Genomic DNA, 16,966 nt, shown 5'->3' with positions numbered 1-16,966 from the left:
GAAACGAAACACGCTCAAGGCTCGATCACGATCTTTCCCGTCACGCGCCGCTCGGCCATGTCGCGCAGCGCTCGCCCCGTGTCGGCGAGCGGATAGCGTGCCGACACATACGGACGCAGTTTGCCCTGCTTGATCCAGCCCATCAGTTCCTTGAACGCGGCCAGATTGCGCTCCGGTTCGCGCTTCGCAAAATCGCCCCAGAAAACGCCGACGATGCTCGCGCCTTTCAGCAGCGCGAGGTTCAGCGGCAGCTTCGGAATCTCGCCGTTCGCAAAGCCGACGACCAGATAGCGCCCACGCCAGCCGATGCTGCGAAACGCCGGCTCCGCGTAGACGCCGCCGACCGGGTCGTAGATCACGTCGGGTCCCTTGCCGTCGGTCAGTGTCTTGATGCGTTCGCGCAGATCGTCGCGTGTGTAGTTGATCGTCGCGTCGGCGCCGTTTTCGACGCAGATGGCGAGCTTGTCGTCGGACGACGCGGCCGCGATCACGCGCGCACCGAGCGCCTTGCCGATCTGTACCGCAGCCAGACCGACGCCGCCCGCGGCGCCGAGCACGAGCATCGTTTCGCCGGCCTTCAGCGCCGCGCGATCGACCACCGCGTGATGCGACGTACCGTACGCAAGCTGGAACGACGCTGCGAGCGCGAAGTCGACATCGTCGTCGAGTGGCACGCAGGCGGCGACGGGCGCGGCGACCTGTTCGGCGAAGCCACCCGAGCCCGTGAACGCGACGACGCGCGCCCCCGGCTGCAATGCCGTGACGCCTTCGCCCACCGCGCGCACGATGCCCGCGACTTCGGAGCCCGGCGTGAACGGCAGCGGCGGCTTGAACTGGTATTTGTTCTCGATGATCAGGACATCGGGGAAGTTGACGCTTGCCGCGCGCACGTCGATCACGACTTCGCCGGCCTTCGGTTGCAGATCGGGCAGGTCTTCGACGGTCAGGGTTTCGGGTGGGCCGTATTGATTGCAACGAATCGCACGCATGCTGTCTCCGTGAGCGGGCAAAGGTGATGGGATGGTGGAGCGATGAAGCAGCAATGAAGCAGCAATGAAGCAGCGCCCCAGTTCGCCAGGCATTTAACGCAGTGTAAAACATGCCGAACGACCGTCCGTTTCGATCGCAAAAATACGATCGCGCGAACGCGTCCCGGAGTGTCGTTCGCGTGCCTTCCTTCCTCGGTTACAATCGTCGGATGCGAATCCTACTCAGCAACGACGACGGTTATCTGGCACCCGGCCTCGCCGCGCTCTACGAAGCGCTGAAGCCGCTCGCCGACGTCACCGTGATGGCGCCCGAACAGAATTGCAGCGGCGCATCGAACTCGCTGACGCTGTCGCGGCCGCTGTCGGTACTGCGCTCGTCGAACGGCTTCTACTACGTGAACGGCACGCCCACCGATTCCGTCCACGTCGCACTGACCGGCATGCTGGACCACACGCCGGACCTCGTCGTATCGGGCATCAACAACGGCCAGAACATGGGCGAGGACACGCTGTATTCGGGCACCGTCGCCGCCGCGACCGAGGGCATCATGTTCGGTGTGCCGGCCATCGCGTTTTCGCTCGTCGACAAGGACTGGGGACATCTCGAAGACGCGACGCGCGTCGCCGCCGAGATCGTCGCGCATTATCTCGAGCATCCGCTGCCAGGCCATCCGCTGCTGAACGTCAACATTCCGAATCTGCCGTACGCACAACTGCGCGACTGGCAAGTTACACGGCTCGGCAAACGCCATCCGTCGCAGCCGGTGATCCGGCAGACCAATCCGCGCGGCGAACCGATCTACTGGATCGGTCCGTCGGGCAGCGCTCGCGATGCAAGCGAAGGCACCGATTTCCATGCTGTCGCGAACGGTCACGTGTCGATTACGCCGCTGCAACTCGATCTGACTCACACACACATGCTGCCCGCGGCGCGCGAATGGGCGCGCGCCGGGAGCGGCGCTTCATGACCGGCGAGCGCGCCAAGCGCTTTCCGCTCGGGCTCGAGGATCTGGTACGCGAGCCGCGCAAGGCCGAAGGCCGGGCAGGCGAGCTGCGCGCGGCGAACGTGTCGAGCGGGACGGGCGCAGCGGGTCATGCAGGCACGGACACACGCAAAGGCCTCTCCCGTACGACCGCACCCGCGTCGGCATCCGTATCCGCACGCGGCGACGCGACCGGTTATCGCGCCGCGCGTCAGCCGGCGAACGGCGTCGGCAAGGCCGCCACAGTCAAGACTACCGAGCGCGCCGGCGCACCCAACGTCGCGTTGAACGGCGCAATGGCGCTGACGTCGGAACGGGTTCGCGAACGGATGGTCGAACGCCTGCGTACGAACGGCGTGACCGATCCGCGCGTGCTGCATGCGATGTCCGTCGTGCCGCGCCACATGTTCATCGACCCGGGGCTCGCCACTCAAGCCTATGAAGATGCGGCGCTGCCGATCGGTCATCACCAGACTATCTCGAAACCGTCGGTGGTCGCGCGGATGATCGAACTGGCCGCGGCCGGCCGCACGCTCTCGAACGTGTTGGAGATCGGCACGGGTTGCGGCTATCAGGCGGCCGTGCTGAGCCAGGTTGCGCGCGACGTGTATTCGATCGAGCGGGTCAAGCCGTTATACGAACGCGCGAAGATCAATCTGCGTCCGCTGCGCATTCCGAACATCCGGTTGCATTACGGCGACGGGCGGCTCGGTCTGCCGTCGACCGCGCCGTTCGATGCGATCGTGATCGCGGCCGCCGGTCTCGACGTGCCGCACGCGTTGCTTGAACAGCTCGCGATCGGTGGGCGGCTCGTTGCACCAGTCGGCGCGCAGGATGGTCAGACGCAGGTGCTGACGCTGGTCGAGCGCACGGGGCCCGCGCAATGGCGCGAGTCGCGGCTTGATCGCGTTTTCTTTGTACCCTTAAAATCCGGAGTGATTTGAAACCGATGAGTATGTTGAGCTCGATGACAAGAACCCGCCTCGATGTCCGCCTGACCGTAGCCCAGCGTTGCGTGTGCGTGGTCGCGCTCTCGCTGTTGACGGCCTGCGCGACACGGCTCGATCAAGCGCCAGTCGTCGACCGCTCCGGCACGCTCGGCACGCAGGCGACGCAGCCTCCCGTGCCGCTCGGTCCGCCGCCGCCGGGCTACTACCGCGTGAAGCCAGGCGATACGCTCTATCGCATCGCGCTCGAGAACGGCCAGAATTATCGCGATATTGCGACGTGGAATAACCTGACCAACCCGAACCAGATCGAAGTCGATCAGCTGTTGCGTGTCGCGCCGCCGGGTGCAAACGTGGCCGGGCTGACGCCGGGTGTCGCGACGTCGCCGGTCGGTGCGGGCGGCGTGCAGAGCGCACCGCTCGGGTCGAGCACGGCGCCGGCAACGACGGGCGCCGCAACCGGCGTCATGCCGGCACCGCCGGTCTACGGCTCGGGTACGGGCGCGACGACGGTTTCGCCGCAGACGGGCGCAGCAGCCGGCAGCGATACGGCAGCAGCGGGCGGTCCGATCGCATTCGCATGGCCTGCGCGCGGTCCGATCCTCGGTACGTTCGACGACGCGAAGAACAAGGGTGTGAATATCGGCGGCGCGGCAGGCGATCCGGTGACGGCATCGGCCGATGGTCGTGTCGTTTATGCCGGAAACGGGCTGCGCGGATACGGCAATCTCATTATCATCAAGCATGACGCGACTTATCTCACGGCGTATGCACATAACCGCGCTTTGATGGTAAAAGAGGGTGACGCGGTGACCAAAGGGCAGAAGATCGCCGAAATGGGCAACACCGATTCCGACCGCGTGATGTTGCACTTCGAAGTTCGCCGGCAGGGCAAACCTGTCGACCCGCTGAAGTACCTGCCGCCTCGCTAATCGATTACGACCATGCCGAAACCGAAGCGCCGTTCGCAGCAAGCAGAGACTGAGAAGGTCCGCCGCGCAACGCGTGTGCCGGTGGAGGGCGAAGCCGTTTCGGAACCGGATGAAGAGAACGTCGACGATCTCGATACACACGATCAGGACGATGCGGCAGCAGTCGCCGACGACGCGGACGAGGCGAGCGAAAGCCGCAGCGCCGCGCCCGCCGATGCAGACGATTTCCGCGCGATTTTGCAGGCCGAACTCACGGCCGATACGATCCAGCACTATTTGAATCGCATCAGCGTGAAGCCGCTGCTCACCGTCGAGGAAGAGCAGCGCTATTCGCGGCTCGCCAAGGCGGGCGAATTCGAGGCGCGGCAGGTGATGATCGAGCGCAATCTGCGGCTCGTCGTGAGCATCGCGAAGGGTTATCTGAATCGCGGCGTGCCGCTGCTCGATCTGATCGAAGAAGGCAACCTCGGGTTGATGCACGCGATCGAGAAATTCGATCCGACGCGCGGCTTCCGTTTTTCGACCTACGCGACGTGGTGGATTCGTCAGAGCATCGAGCGCGCGATCATGAATCAGGCGCGCACGGTCCGGCTGCCGGTTCACGTCATTCGCGAACTGAACCAGGTGCTGCGCGCCAAGCGGCATCTCGAAAAGAATTCGATGAATGCGGGTGAAGCGGCGGATCGCCGCGACGCGAGCATCGACGACATCGCGTATCTCACCGGCAAGACCACCGAGGAAGTCACCGACATCCTCGCGCTGAACGAGCACACCGCGTCGCTCGACGCGCCGCTCGATCTCGACCCGGCGAGCAGCCTGCTCGATCTGCTGTCCGACGACCAGAGTCAGTCGCCCGACGCGGAAGTGCAGCATCGCGAACTCGAAACGCTGACGCGCGCGTGGCTCGCGCGGCTTTCCGACAAGCACCGCCATGTGATCGAACGCCGCTTCGGCCTGAATCACATCGAGCCCGCGACGCTCGAAGAACTGGCGGATGAAATGGGCCTCACGCGCGAACGCGTGCGGCAGATCCAGCAGGAAGCGCTGGTGCGGCTCAAGCGCTTCTTCGCGTCCAACGGCGTGCGCAAGGACGCTGTTCTGTAAAAACCGATGACACCGATTCTTGTTTTCGACATCGAGACGATTCCCGATGTCGCCGGCATTCGCCGCCTCGACGATCTGCCCGCGACGCTGACCGACGCCGAAGTCGCCGAGCACGCGTTCGCCGCGCGGCGTGAGAAAACCGGCAGCGATTTTCTGCCGCACCACCTGCAGCGCATCGCTGCGATTTCCTGTGTGTTTCGCGATAACAGCGGCTTTCGGGTCCGTTCGCTTGGCACGCTCGAAGACGGCGAGGGCGCGCTGATCCAGTCGTTCTACCGGACAGTCGAAAAATACACGCCGCAGCTCGTGTCGTGGAACGGCGGTGGCTTCGATCTGCCGGTGCTGCACTATCGCGCGCTGCTGCACGGCGTGCGCGCGTCGCGCTACTGGGATCTCGGCGAGGACGATCGCGAGTTCAAGTGGAACAACTACATCAGCCGCTATCACTCGCGTCATACCGATCTGATGGACGTGCTCGCGATGTATCAGGCGCGCGCGAACGCGCCGCTCGATGCGCTCGCGAAGCTGTGCGGCTTTCCGGGCAAGCTCGGGATGGACGGCAGCCAGGTGTGGCATGCGTTCGAGGAAGGGCGCATCGAAGAGATCCGCAATTACTGCGAGACCGACGTCGTCAACACGTACCTGCTGTACTGCCGTTTCCAGTTGATGCGCGGCGGACTGTCGGCAGCCGAATACGACGACGAGATCGCACTCGTGAAAAACTCGCTCGCGGTCGAGCCTGCGCCGCACTGGGCGCAGTATCTGGCTGCATTCGACGCGTAGGCCCCGTAGACATATCGCGCGGGATCGGCTCCCGCGCTGTTGCACGTTCCCTCCGATCAATCGAGCGGCCGAATCCCCCGTCGCGGGTTGCCGTTCGTCTACAATCTCGCCTTCCCCATCAGTCTGTCAGGAAGCCGCAGGTGTCTGAAACTGCTCCCCATCACGTGCGCAAGGGCAAGAGAAGGTCTGCTCGCACGAACCGCAACGCCAACGCTGTCGTCGCCGACGGTGCGGCCCCCATTCTGGAAATCGAATCGCTCGACATGGAAGCGCGCGGCGTCGGTCGCACGGTCGGCGAGGACGGTGCGCCGGGCAAGGTGATCTTCGTCGAGGGCGCATTGCCCGGCGAGCGCGTCACGTATGCGAGCTATCGCAGGAAGCCGAGTTTCGAACAGGCGGAAGTCGTCGACGTGCTGCGCGAAAGCGTGATCCGCACGAAGCCGAAGTGCGCGTTCTTCGGCACGTGCGGCGGCTGCTCGATGCAGCATCTGGACGTGCGCGCGCAGATCGCGGTGAAGCAGCGCGTGCTCGAAGACAACCTCGCGCATCTGTCGAAGCTGCGCGCGGAAACGATGTTCCGGCCGATTCACGGGCCGTCGTGGGGCTATCGATATCGCGCGCGGCTGACCGTGCGCAACGTCGAGAAAAAGGGCGGCGTGCTGGTCGGTTTCCATGAGCGCAAGAGCAGCTACGTCGCCGACATGACGAGCTGCGAGGTGCTGCCGCCGCATGTGTCGGCGATGCTGGTGCCGCTGCGTCGACTGGTCGAAGGGTTGTCGATTCGCGATCGCATGCCGCAGATCGAACTCGCGGAAGGTGGCTCGGTGACGGCGCTGGTGCTGCGCGTGCTCGAACCGATCAATGCAGACGACGAGCAATTGCTCCGCGATTTCGCCGATGCGCACAACGTGCAGTTCTGGCTGCAGTCGAAGGGCCCGGATTCGGTCGTGCCGTTCTATCCGCTCGACGCAGTGCTTGACTACACGCTGCCGGAATTCGCGATCCGGATGCCGTTCAAGCCGACCGATTTCACGCAGGTCAATCATCAGATTAACCGTGTGCTGGTGGGGCGCGCGCTGCGGTTGCTTGCGCCCTCGCGTACGGACCGCGTGCTCGATCTGTTCTGCGGGATCGGCAACTTCACGCTGCCGCTCGCGCGGGTTGCGCGTGAGGTGGTCGGGATCGAAGGCAGCGAGGTGCTGACCACGCGCGCGCTCGAGAATGCGCGGGAAAACGGTGTCGACGCGCATACGTCGTTCGCGTGCCGCAATCTGTTCGAAGTCAGCGCCGACGACATCCGCGCGCTCGGCGCATTCGACAAGTACCTGATCGATCCGCCGCGCGAAGGCGCGCTCGCGGTTTCGAAGGCGCTCGCCGAGATCGCGCAAAGCGGCGATGCCGACGGTGTATTGCCGAAGCGGATCGTCTATGTGTCGTGCAACCCGGCGACGCTCGCTCGCGACGCAGGTCTGCTCGTTCACGAAGCCGGCTACCGGTTGAAGGGCGCGGGCGTCGTGAACATGTTCCCGCATACGTCGCACGTCGAATCGATTGCGCTGTTCGAGCGCGACTGATCGATATCTGCAGCAGGTACAAACAAAAACGCCACGACAGAGTCGTGGCGTTTTTTTATCGTGCAGCTGAACGTGTGCGGCCTAGAACTGCCACCACGATTTTTCCTTACCCGGTCGCGCATGGCCCGTGATGTACGGGCTGTCCGGGAAGGTACCGGCGAGCACGCGTTTCGTATCGTCGGCGAGCTGCGGTTCATTCAGCTTCTGATACGACAGCACCATGATGTGCAGTGCGTCTTCGATCGCGGGTGCGTTCTTGTATTCCTTGATAGCCAGTTGCGCGCGGTTGATCGCCGCAACGTATGCACCGCGCCGGTAGTAGTAATCGGCAGCGTGCACTTCGTGCGAAGCGAGCGCGTTGACGATGTAGCGCATCCGCTGCGCGGCATCCGGCGCGTACTTGCTGTTCGGGTACTTGTCGACGACGACCTTGAACGCGTCATACGATTCGCGCAGCGACTTCGGATCGCGTTCGCTCATGTCCTGCCCGGAGAAGCGGCCGAACAGACCGAGGTCGTCGTTGAAGTGGATCATCCCCTTCAGGTAGTACGCGTAAGGGATGTCCGGATGATCCGGGTGCAGCTGGATGAAGCGGTCCACGGCTTGATCGGCTGCGGCAGTTTCGCTGTCTTTCCAGTTGCAGTACGCGACGTTGATCTGTGCCTGCTGCGCGAAGTGACCGAACGGATCGCGGCCTTCGAGCGCTTCGAAGTATTTCGCGCACTTGCCCCAGTCGCTGCCGTTCAGCGCGTCCTGCGCCTCCGTATATAATTTGGCGTTCGGCCACGCGGCGGTTTCGTCGGTCTTCTGCGGCAAACCGTGGCAGGCCGCGATCAGCAGGACGGCCGCAGTGCACGCGATATGGCGGGCCATTTTCATGATCGTCTTTCGGGCGGTCGTTGCGCGGGCGGCCTGCAGTGCGGTCGACATCTCCCCGTCCGCCATTTCTTTGCCTGCCATGTCGCTGCCCGCCGTGTCTCTGCCCGCATTCATAATGGTGTTCAAGGCTCGCATTTCCCAGTCTAGCTTTACGTCCAGGTGACCCAGACTCGATGACCCGCTCTCATACTCCGGTTGCCGCTGCCGGCGTCCGGAACAGCAACAAAGATTATAGCCCAAGCAAAGAGCCCGCCGACGCTACGGCCGGTGAACCGGTGCGGGACGACCTCGCCGCGGGCGACCCGCTCGACGACGACCTCACCGGCGATGCGCTCGCGCCGGCCGCGCTGAGCGTTGCATCGCGTGCGCGCGCCGCCGTAGACGCGGAGCCGCCGCGCGTCGTCACGGTGCCGCCGGAACTCGCCGGCGAACGGCTCGACAAGGTGCTCGCCAAAATCTTCCCCGAGTTTTCGCGCAGCCGGCTGCAAAGCTGGATCGAAGCGCAGCGCGTGCGCGTCGACGGCGTGCCCGCGAAAATCCGCCAGCCGGTGCCGCTCGATGCGACGATCGAGCTCGTCCCCGATCTGCTTCCCGAACAGCTCGCGTTCACGCCGGAGCCAGTCCCGCTGTCGATCGTCTACGAAGACGATGCGCTGGTCGTGATCGACAAGCCGGCCGGAATGGTCGTGCATCCGGCGGCCGGCAACTGGAGTGGCACGGTGCTCAACGGTCTGCTGCATCGCTATGGCGACGCGGCGGCCGGGCTACCGCGCGCGGGTATCGTGCATCGGCTCGACAAGGAAACGTCGGGTTTGATGGTGGTCGCGCGCACGCTCGAGGCGCAGACCGATCTCGTGCGGCAACTGCAGGCGCGTACCGTGAAGCGTCGTTATCTCGCGCTGGTGTGGGGCGGGATGCCGGAAGAGGGCACGATCGATGCGCCGATCGGCCGCGATCCGCGCGAGCGTACGCGCATGGCGGTCGTGACCAGCGCAGCGGGCAAGCCGGCGCGCACGCATTTCCGGCGGGTCGACAGCGTGGTGTGGGAGCGTCAGCCGGTGTCGGCGATTCACTGCGATCTCGAAACCGGACGCACGCATCAGATCCGCGTGCATTGCGCGCATATCGGCCATCCGCTGCTCGGCGATCCGGTGTATGGCCGTGCGCGCGGCAAGCGGTCGGTGGCGCCGCTGCCGGGCGACTTCGCGCGCCAGGCGTTGCATGCATGGCGTCTCGGGCTGATCCATCCTGTTACGGGCCGCACGATGCAGTGGCGCGCGGCTGTACCGGACGACATGGCGGCGCTGTCGGAAGCGCTCGGCTTCGGGCAAGGCGACGCGAGCGACTACGACGAGATGGGTGAGTTCGACGACGACGGATACGGCGAATATATCGAAGACGGCGACGACGGATACGACGATGAACACGACGCATCGTCCGGTCATGACGACGATGATGAACACGATCCGAAGGACAAGCGCGGATGACTTTCCCCGACCTGATGAAGACCGACGTGCTCGAACCCGGATGGCGCGTATCGCCGCGCGTGCGCTCGCTCGTGACGACGCGTAACGGCGGGGTGAGTCTGCCGCCGTTCGGCCGCTGGCAAGAGGGTGAGGATCGACCGGGCGGTTTGAACCTCGGCAAGCGTTCGGGCGACGATCTCGCCGCCGTGCAGGAAAACCGCGCGCGGCTGTTGCGCTTCGCGGATATCGATAACGTCGCGTGGCTGCAGCAGGTGCACGGTGCAGACGTCGTGCGCGCGGACGACGTGCTCGCGCGTCAGCGTGCCGACGATACATCGACGCTCGCCGACGCAAGCGTCACCGACACACCGGGCACCGTGTGCGTCGTGATGATCGCCGATTGCATGCCGGTGCTGCTGTGCGATCCCGACGGCCGAGCGGTGGGCGCCGCGCATGCGGGCTGGCGCGGACTCGCCGGCGGTGTCGTCGAACGGACCGCGCAGCGTGTCGCGGAACTCGCGCATATCGATACGTCCGCATTGCATGCGTATCTCGGTCCGTCGATCGGTCCGCGTACCTTCGAAGTCGGTGCAGATGTGCGTGACGCGTTCATGAATGCGGCTGCATCCGCGGAACGCGAAGCGACGGCGCAGGCGTTCGTTGAGCATCCGACAGCAGGCGACAAGTATCTCGCCGATCTGCGCGCACTCGCGCGCATCCGGTTGCAGCGTCTGGGCATCGCGCAGGCTCAGGTGAGCGGCGGCGATCGCTGCACGGTGACCGAACGCGAGCATTTCTATTCGTACCGGCGCGATCGCGAGACCGGGCGCATGGCCGCGCTGATCTGGCTGACCGAATAATCGTGGACGCTGGCTCGTTGCAAGCACCAATACCGCGTGATTCGCGCGACAAACGACGCGGCGTCGACACGGCGTCGACACGTCATGCAACGAAGGAAACTCGCGTTGCAACCCACGCATTTCATCGTTGTGGCGAAAGACCCGGCACCGTCGTCACATGACGCACGACACCCTCGTTCGGCGAGCATTTTGTGCACCGAATCGTGCGTTTTGACTTTACATTTTCAGTGCTGCGATCGGCTGCAAAGCCGCGCCACAAGCCGTACATCGGGAAAACGATAATTATAAAAATATCGCACTGCGGCAAAATCGGGCACAAGCATTGACATGCCTTGCGATGGGGAGCAAGAATGTTTCCCACACACGGGACAGGGCGTGACGAGGTTGCGAGCAATCGCCCACCACGTGCGCAAGAAACCTGCCTCTCAACCGTCCGCAAGGACTCACCGGTCAAAAGCAGGTATGGCTGCATCACAACGATCCCCGTCTTCTTCCCGTGCAGATAAAACGGAACGCGATACTAAGGCCCAGGCCCAGCCCCAGTCCGCGAATGCTGCGGCTGCAGGCGCTCAGCAATGGTTCGATGCGTGGATGAATGCATGGCGTTCGGTTATCCCGGCCGGCGCCGCACCGTTCGCAACGATGCCGGGCGCACCTGACGCCAGCGCATTCCAGTCTTTCGCACAACCCTTCGCGCAACCTTTTCCGCAATCTTTTACACAGCCCTTCATGCAATCGCTTGCGCAACCGCTCGCGGGCATGAAGCTGCCGGGCGCATCGATTCCGCCGGAACGTCTTCAGCAGTTGCAACAGGACTATTCGCGTGAAGCGATGCAACTGATCCAGCAGGCATCCAACACGAAGCCTGCCGCTCCCGAACTGAAGGATCGACGCTTCGCCGCGCAGGCCTGGAGCGAGACGCCCGCCTATGCGTTCACCGCTGCATGGTATCTGCTGAACGCGCGCTATCTGCACGAACTGGTCGACGCGCTCGACACCGATCCGAAGACCCGCGAGCGCATCCGTTTCTCGGTGCAGCAATGGACGGCGGCAGCGTCGCCGAGCAACTTCTTAGCGCTCAATCCGGAAGCGCAGAAAACGTTGCTCGAGAGTCGCGGCGAAAGCCTGAAGCAGGGCGTGATGAATCTGCTCGGTGACTTGCAGCGCGGCAAGATTTCGCAGACCGACGAATCGGGTTTCGTCGTCGGCAAGAATCTCGCGAATACCGAAGGCACGGTCGTCTTCGAGAACGAGCTGATCCAGCTGATTCAATACAAGCCGCGCACGGCGACCGTGCGCGAACGGCCGCTGCTGATCGTGCCGCCGTGCATCAACAAGTTCTACATCCTCGATCTGCAGCCCGAAAATTCGCTCGTCGCGCATGGGCTCGATTCGGGGCATCAGGTGTACATGATTTCGTGGCGCAACGCGGATACGTCGATTGCTCATAAGACGTGGGACGACTACGTCGACGAAGGCGTGCTCACCGCGATCGCCACGGTGCGCGCGATCAGCGGCCGCGAGCAGATCAATACGCTCGGCTTCTGCGTCGGCGGCACGATGCTCGCGACGGCGCTGTCGGTGGCGGTCGCGCGTGGCGAACATCCGGCCGCGTCGATGACGTTACTCACCGCGATGCTCGACTTCTGCGATACCGGCGTGCTCGACGTCTTCGTCGACGAGTCGCACGTGCAGATGCGCGAGCAGACCATCGGCGGCAAGAACGGCACGCAGCCCGGCTTGATGCGCGGCATCGAATTCGCGAACACGTTCTCGTTCCTGCGTCCGAACGATCTCGTATGGAACTACGTCGTCGATAACTATCTAAAGGGTCGCACGCCGGTGCCGTTCGACCTGTTGTACTGGAACAGCGATTCGACCGGGCTGCCTGGTCCGATGTACGTCTGGTATCTGCGCAACACGTATCTCGAGAACAAGCTGCGCAAGCCGGGCGCGCTCACCGTGTGCGGCGAAGCGGTCGACCTGTCGCGTATTGACGTGCCGACGTTCGTCTACGGATCGCGCGAAGATCACATCGTGCCGTGGAAGACCGCGTATGCATCGGTGCCGCTGCTCGCTGGGCCGTTGAAATTCGTGCTGGGTGCGTCGGGCCACATCGCGGGCGTGATCAATCCGCCGGCGAAGAACAAGCGCAGCTACTGGGTCGTGAAAGAGGGTGCAAAGGGCGAACACAACGCGCTTCCCGAAACGGCGGACGACTGGTTCGACGTCGCGGAAGAAGTGCCGGGCAGCTGGTGGCCCGAATGGACGAACTGGCTCGACCAGTACGGCGGCAAGAAAGTGAAGCCGCGCGCGGAACCCGGCTCGGCCGATTATCCGGCGATCGAACCCGCGCCCGGCCGCTACGTGTTGAAGCGCGACTGACGCATGAGCATCAACCGCGCGTGCGGGTGGCAACACCGGCACGACGGAGAAGTAAGTGACAGGGTGTGGTTTTTTAACTTGACGGGTGGCGGAGCAACCAGCCGCGGCATCCGGAGGAAACGGAAATGACTGATGTAGTGATCGTATCGGCAGCCCGTACGGCAGTCGGCAAATTCGGCGGGTCGCTTGCGAAGATTCCCGCACCCGAACTCGGCGCCACGGTTATCCGTGCAGTCCTCGAACGTGCGGGCATGAAGCCCGAGCAGGTTAGCGAAGTCATTCTCGGTCAGGTGCTGACCGCGGGTTCCGGCCAGAATCCCGCGCGCCAGTCGCTGATCAAGGCCGGGCTGCCGTCGGCAGTTCCGGGCATGACGATCAACAAGGTGTGCGGTTCCGGTCTGAAGGCTGTGATGCTCGCGGCGAACGCGATCATCGCGGGCGACGCGGACATCGTGATCGCCGGCGGTCAGGAAAACATGAGCGCGGCACCGCACGTGCTGCCGGGTTCGCGCGACGGCTTCCGGATGGGCGATGCGAAGCTGATCGACAGCATGATCGTCGACGGCCTGTGGGACGTATACAACCAGTACCACATGGGCGTGACCGCCGAGAACGTCGCGAAGGAATACGGCATCACGCGCGAGCAGCAGGATGCATTCGCCGCGCTGTCGCAGAACAAGGCGGAAGCCGCGCAGAAAGCAGGTCGTTTCGACGCCGAAATCGTGCCGGTCGAAATCCCGCAACGTAAGGGCGAACCGCTGCGCTTCGCAACCGACGAGTTCGTGCGTCATGGCGTCACCGCCGAATCGCTCGCGGGTCTGAAGCCGGCGTTCTCGAAGGAAGGCACGGTGACGGCAGCGAACGCGTCGGGCCTCAACGACGGTGCCGCTGCGGTCCTCGTGATGTCGGCGAAGAAGGCGGAAGCGCTCGGTCTCACGCCGCTCGCGCGGGTCAAGGCCTATGCAAGCGCCGGCGTCGATCCGAAGGTGATGGGCATGGGTCCGGTGCCGGCATCGCGCCGCTGCCTCGAACGCGCGGGCTGGACGCCGGGCGATCTCGACCTGATGGAAATCAACGAAGCGTTCGCCGCGCAGGCGCTGGCCGTGCATCAACAGATGGGCTGGGACACGTCGAAGGTCAACGTGAACGGCGGCGCGATCGCGATCGGTCACCCGATCGGCGCGTCCGGCTGCCGGATCCTGGTGACGCTGCTGCACGAAATGCAGAAGCGCGATGCGAAGCGCGGCCTGGCGTCGCTGTGTATCGGCGGCGGCATGGGTGTCGCGCTCGCGCTCGAACGCGCGTGATCGTAGTGCGTCCGGTGGCCTCGGGCGCATTCATCCGGCAGGAGGCGGCGGTCTGGGTAGCAGGAAGACCGCCGGTGCAGTAGCCGGAGCAGTAAAGGTGAGGACAGGGGTTGCCGGGCGGCAACCCCGCAAAACGATAATGGAGTGAGGTTTATGTCTCAGCGAATTGCGTACGTAACGGGCGGCATGGGCGGCATCGGCACGAGCATCTGCCAGCGCCTGCACAAACAGGGCTTCAAGGTGGTGGCCGGCTGCGGACCGAACAGCCCGCGACGCGTGAAGTGGATCGAAGAGCAGAAGGCGCTCGGCTACGATTTCGTCGCGTCGGAAGGCAACGTCGGCGACTGGGATTCGACCAAGGAAGCGTTCGACAAGGTCAAGTCCGAAGTCGGCGAAGTCGACGTGCTGGTCAACAACGCGGGCATCACGCGCGACGTCGTGTTCCGCAAGATGACGCGCGAAGACTGGACCGCGGTGATCGATACGAACCTCACGAGCCTGTTCAACGTGACGAAGCAGGTGATCGACGGGATGGTGGAGCGGGGCTGGGGGCGCGTCATCAATATCTCGTCGGTGAACGGCCAGAAAGGGCAGTTCGGCCAGACCAACTATTCGACCGCGAAGGCCGGCATTCACGGCTTCTCGATGTCGCTCGCGCAGGAAGTCGCGACGAAGGGCGTCACCGTGAACACCGTGTCGCCGGGCTACATCGGGACGGACATGGTCAAGTCGATCCGCCCCGACGTGCTCGAGAAGATCGTCGCGACGATTCCGGTGCGCCGTCTCGGCCAGCCGGAAGAAATCGGCTCGATCGTCGCGTGGCTCGCGTCGGATGAGTCGGGTTTCTCGACCGGCGCCGATTTCTCGCTGAACGGCGGCCTGCACATGGGCTGATCCATGCGGCGCCCAACGGGCGCCGGGTGGTTCAGATGTTTCCGGCGGCGTTTCGCACGCACGACGATCGGTCGTGTGTGGCGGGGCGCCGTCATTGCGCTTTATCGGCGCTCAAGGGCGTTAAATGACGACTACTACAAAGAAGACGGCCGAACGACTCATCAAGAAATATCCGAACCGTCGGCTGTACGATACCGAAACGAGCACCTACATCACGCTGGCCGACGTCAAGCAGCTGGTGCTCGATCAGGAGGACTTCAAGGTCATCGATGCGAAGAGCAACGAAGATCTGACGCGCGCAATCCTGCTGCAGATCATTCTCGAAGAGGAAAGCGGCGGCCTGCCGATGTTCTCGTCGTCGATGCTGTCGCAGATCATCCGTTTCTACGGACACGCGATGCAGGGCATGATGGGCACGTACCTGGAAAAGAACATCCAGGCGTTCATCGACATCCAGAACAAGCTCGCCGACCAGTCGAAGAATCTGTACGAAGGCAAGGCGATGAACCCCGAGATCTGGTCGCAGTTCATGAACATGCAGGCGCCGATGATGCAGGGCATGATGACCAGCTACATCGAGCAGTCGAAGAACATGTTCGTGCAGATGCAGGAACAGATGCAGAGCCAGGCGAAGAACATGTTCAGCAACTTCCCGTTCACACCGCAGGGGCCGAATGCGGCGGAGCCGGAGAAGAAGTAGCAGGGCGCTGTCTATGGGTTGTCTGGTTTGACGGTTTGACATGAGGTGACGGGTATTGCCGGCGCGCGATCAGCGTGCGCGGATGCCTGTGCGTGCGAGACGGATTGCGCGTCGCCGCCTCTTCCGCTCTTCCGAATTTCGCCCGGAACGCCGAACGTATCGGTCTAACGATACGTTCGGCGTTTGCTTTTTCTGCCGGGCAAAAAGCTGTTCGTATCGACAGAAGAACAGCGTGACAACCCCGCCTCGTTGCCGACCGCGGATCCGGTTTCGCGCGGCCATCCTTGAAGTAGCGCAGATATATTGGGGAGCGCCCTACACGTGACGGGCAGTTGTCACGTCAATACAAAATTCTGTATAATTTCCCTTATGGTCGAACCTAAGCCGGTTGTTTTCACGGGTTCTTCGCTTGAAGACCTGCGTGCCTTTCCTGAAAACGCGCGTCGAGAGGCGGGCCATCAACTGGACCAGGTGCAGCGTGGGTTCGAACCGGACGACTGGAAGCCGATGCCGACTATCGGAGAGGGTGTCCGCGAAATTCGCATTCGCGACAAGACCGGCGCGTTCCGTGTGGTTTATGTCGCGAAGTTCGAGCGCGCGGTCTACGTGTTGCATTGTTTCCAGAAGAAATCGCAGAAGACCGCACAGCAGGACATCGAACTTGCCTCGCAGCGCTTTCGCGAATTACGCAGGAAAATAATCAAACTGTATGAGGTGAGTCCGTGAGCAACGAACGCAACAAACAATTTGCCAGCGTCTGGGATGCGATCGAAGACTCGCCCGCCGAGGCAGAGAACATGCGGCTGCGCTCGGAACTGATGATCGCGCTGAAGCGGCAGATCGAGGCTGCGGGCATGAGCCAGTCGGATGCCGCGAAGCTGTTCGGCGTGACCCAGCCACGGGTGTCGGATCTGGTGCGCGGCAAGATCAATCTGTTCGGACTCGATGCGCTGGTGAATATGGCAGCGGCAGCGGGGCTGCATGTCGTGATGAAGGTAGAGCACGCGGCATAGGGCGGCACCGCCGCTACACCCTACCGGTCAAAAAATCTTGAGGGGCGCTTTTCCCGATTCGACGGTCTCTGTGCGCCGCGAAGGTAAAATAGCGGGAATTCACAAGCCGTCGGCGTCGCCGCACGGCCCCCCGTACAGAACTGGATGTGA

Annotated in this window: 16 protein-coding genes; 14 read left to right on the top strand and 2 right to left on the bottom strand. The window is 63.4% G+C overall.

All coding sequences use genetic code 11. The features are described 5' to 3' along the window. Positions 1–14: 14 nt before the first annotated feature. On the bottom strand, positions 15–989 hold the full coding sequence (locus E1748_RS20235) for an NADPH:quinone oxidoreductase family protein (protein WP_133648928.1): 975 nt from the start codon (positions 987–989) through the stop codon (positions 15–17). Positions 990–1,198: 209 nt separating this feature from the next. On the opposite strand from E1748_RS20235, the gene surE reads away from it, so the two are divergent. The 6 genes from surE to rlmD all read left to right on the top strand — a co-directional run bounded on the left by surE (position 1,199) and on the right by rlmD (position 7,312). Next, positions 1,199–1,957, top strand: a complete 759-nt coding sequence (surE, locus tag E1748_RS20230) for a 5'/3'-nucleotidase SurE (RefSeq protein WP_133648927.1) — start codon at positions 1,199–1,201, stop codon at positions 1,955–1,957. Continuing rightward, complete coding sequence (locus tag E1748_RS20225; protein WP_133648926.1) at positions 1,954–2,916, top strand: protein-L-isoaspartate(D-aspartate) O-methyltransferase; 963 nt, start codon at positions 1,954–1,956, stop codon at positions 2,914–2,916. Before surE ends, E1748_RS20225 begins: the two co-directional genes overlap by 4 nt. Positions 2,917–2,921: 5 nt before the next feature. After that, positions 2,922–3,851, top strand: coding sequence for a peptidoglycan DD-metalloendopeptidase family protein (locus tag E1748_RS20220; protein WP_133648925.1), 930 nt, complete (start codon positions 2,922–2,924; stop codon positions 3,849–3,851). A gap of 12 nt (positions 3,852–3,863) precedes the next feature. Continuing rightward, on the top strand, positions 3,864–4,955 hold the full coding sequence (rpoS, locus tag E1748_RS20215) for an RNA polymerase sigma factor RpoS (RefSeq protein ID WP_133648924.1): 1,092 nt from the start codon (positions 3,864–3,866) through the stop codon (positions 4,953–4,955). A gap of 6 nt (positions 4,956–4,961) precedes the next feature. Beyond that, positions 4,962–5,738: a 3'-5' exonuclease gene (locus tag E1748_RS20210; protein ID WP_133648923.1), complete on the top strand. Its 777-nt coding sequence runs from the start codon at positions 4,962–4,964 to the stop codon at positions 5,736–5,738. Positions 5,739–5,878: 140 nt separating this feature from the next. After that, positions 5,879–7,312, top strand: coding sequence for a 23S rRNA (uracil(1939)-C(5))-methyltransferase RlmD (rlmD, locus tag E1748_RS20205; RefSeq protein WP_133648922.1), 1,434 nt, complete (start codon positions 5,879–5,881; stop codon positions 7,310–7,312). 81 nt (positions 7,313–7,393) lie between these two features. Here the strand turns inward: rlmD and E1748_RS20200 are convergent, their stop codons facing one another. Further along, entirely contained in the window at positions 7,394–8,191 is a 798-nt protein-coding gene (locus E1748_RS20200; protein ID WP_133649450.1) for an outer membrane protein assembly factor BamD, read from the bottom strand. A 173-nt stretch (positions 8,192–8,364) separates the two neighbouring features. Between E1748_RS20200 and E1748_RS20195 the strand changes: the two genes are divergently transcribed. From E1748_RS20195 to E1748_RS20160, 8 genes are all read left to right on the top strand, one after another. Next, the gene (locus E1748_RS20195) at positions 8,365–9,678 is read left to right on the top strand and encodes an RluA family pseudouridine synthase (protein ID WP_133648921.1); all 1,314 of its coding nucleotides are present in this window, start codon (positions 8,365–8,367) and stop codon (positions 9,676–9,678) included. Continuing rightward, positions 9,675–10,517, top strand: coding sequence for a peptidoglycan editing factor PgeF (gene pgeF, locus E1748_RS20190; RefSeq protein ID WP_133648920.1), 843 nt, complete (start codon positions 9,675–9,677; stop codon positions 10,515–10,517). The genes E1748_RS20195 and pgeF overlap by 4 nt, the downstream gene beginning before the upstream one ends. 462 nt (positions 10,518–10,979) lie before the next feature. Further along, positions 10,980–12,902 carry a class I poly(R)-hydroxyalkanoic acid synthase gene (phaC, locus tag E1748_RS20185; protein WP_133648919.1) on the top strand — a complete coding sequence of 641 codons (1,923 nt, stop codon included), beginning with the start codon at positions 10,980–10,982 and terminating at the stop codon, positions 12,900–12,902. A 125-nt stretch (positions 12,903–13,027) separates the two neighbouring features. After that, complete coding sequence (locus E1748_RS20180; RefSeq protein ID WP_133648918.1) at positions 13,028–14,209, top strand: acetyl-CoA C-acetyltransferase; 1,182 nt, start codon at positions 13,028–13,030, stop codon at positions 14,207–14,209. A gap of 153 nt (positions 14,210–14,362) precedes the next feature. Continuing rightward, positions 14,363–15,103, top strand: a complete 741-nt coding sequence (locus E1748_RS20175; protein WP_133648917.1) for a 3-ketoacyl-ACP reductase — start codon at positions 14,363–14,365, stop codon at positions 15,101–15,103. Positions 15,104–15,227: 124 nt separating this feature from the next. Continuing rightward, positions 15,228–15,803: a polyhydroxyalkanoate synthesis repressor PhaR gene (gene phaR, locus E1748_RS20170; RefSeq protein ID WP_133648916.1), complete on the top strand. Its 576-nt coding sequence runs from the start codon at positions 15,228–15,230 to the stop codon at positions 15,801–15,803. Between the two features lie 369 nt (positions 15,804–16,172). Then, on the top strand, positions 16,173–16,529 hold the full coding sequence (locus E1748_RS20165; protein ID WP_133649449.1) for a type II toxin-antitoxin system RelE/ParE family toxin: 357 nt from the start codon (positions 16,173–16,175) through the stop codon (positions 16,527–16,529). Beyond that, the gene (locus E1748_RS20160; protein WP_133648915.1) at positions 16,526–16,816 is read left to right on the top strand and encodes a helix-turn-helix domain-containing protein; all 291 of its coding nucleotides are present in this window, start codon (positions 16,526–16,528) and stop codon (positions 16,814–16,816) included. Before E1748_RS20165 ends, E1748_RS20160 begins: the two co-directional genes overlap by 4 nt. Positions 16,817–16,966 lie beyond the last annotated feature (150 nt).

The organism is Paraburkholderia flava (assembly GCF_004359985.1).
GTDB lineage: Bacteria > Pseudomonadota > Gammaproteobacteria > Burkholderiales > Burkholderiaceae > Paraburkholderia > Paraburkholderia flava.
The sequence above is the reverse complement of the archived record's forward strand: the minus strand, read 5'-3'. Positions and strand labels throughout refer to the sequence as shown.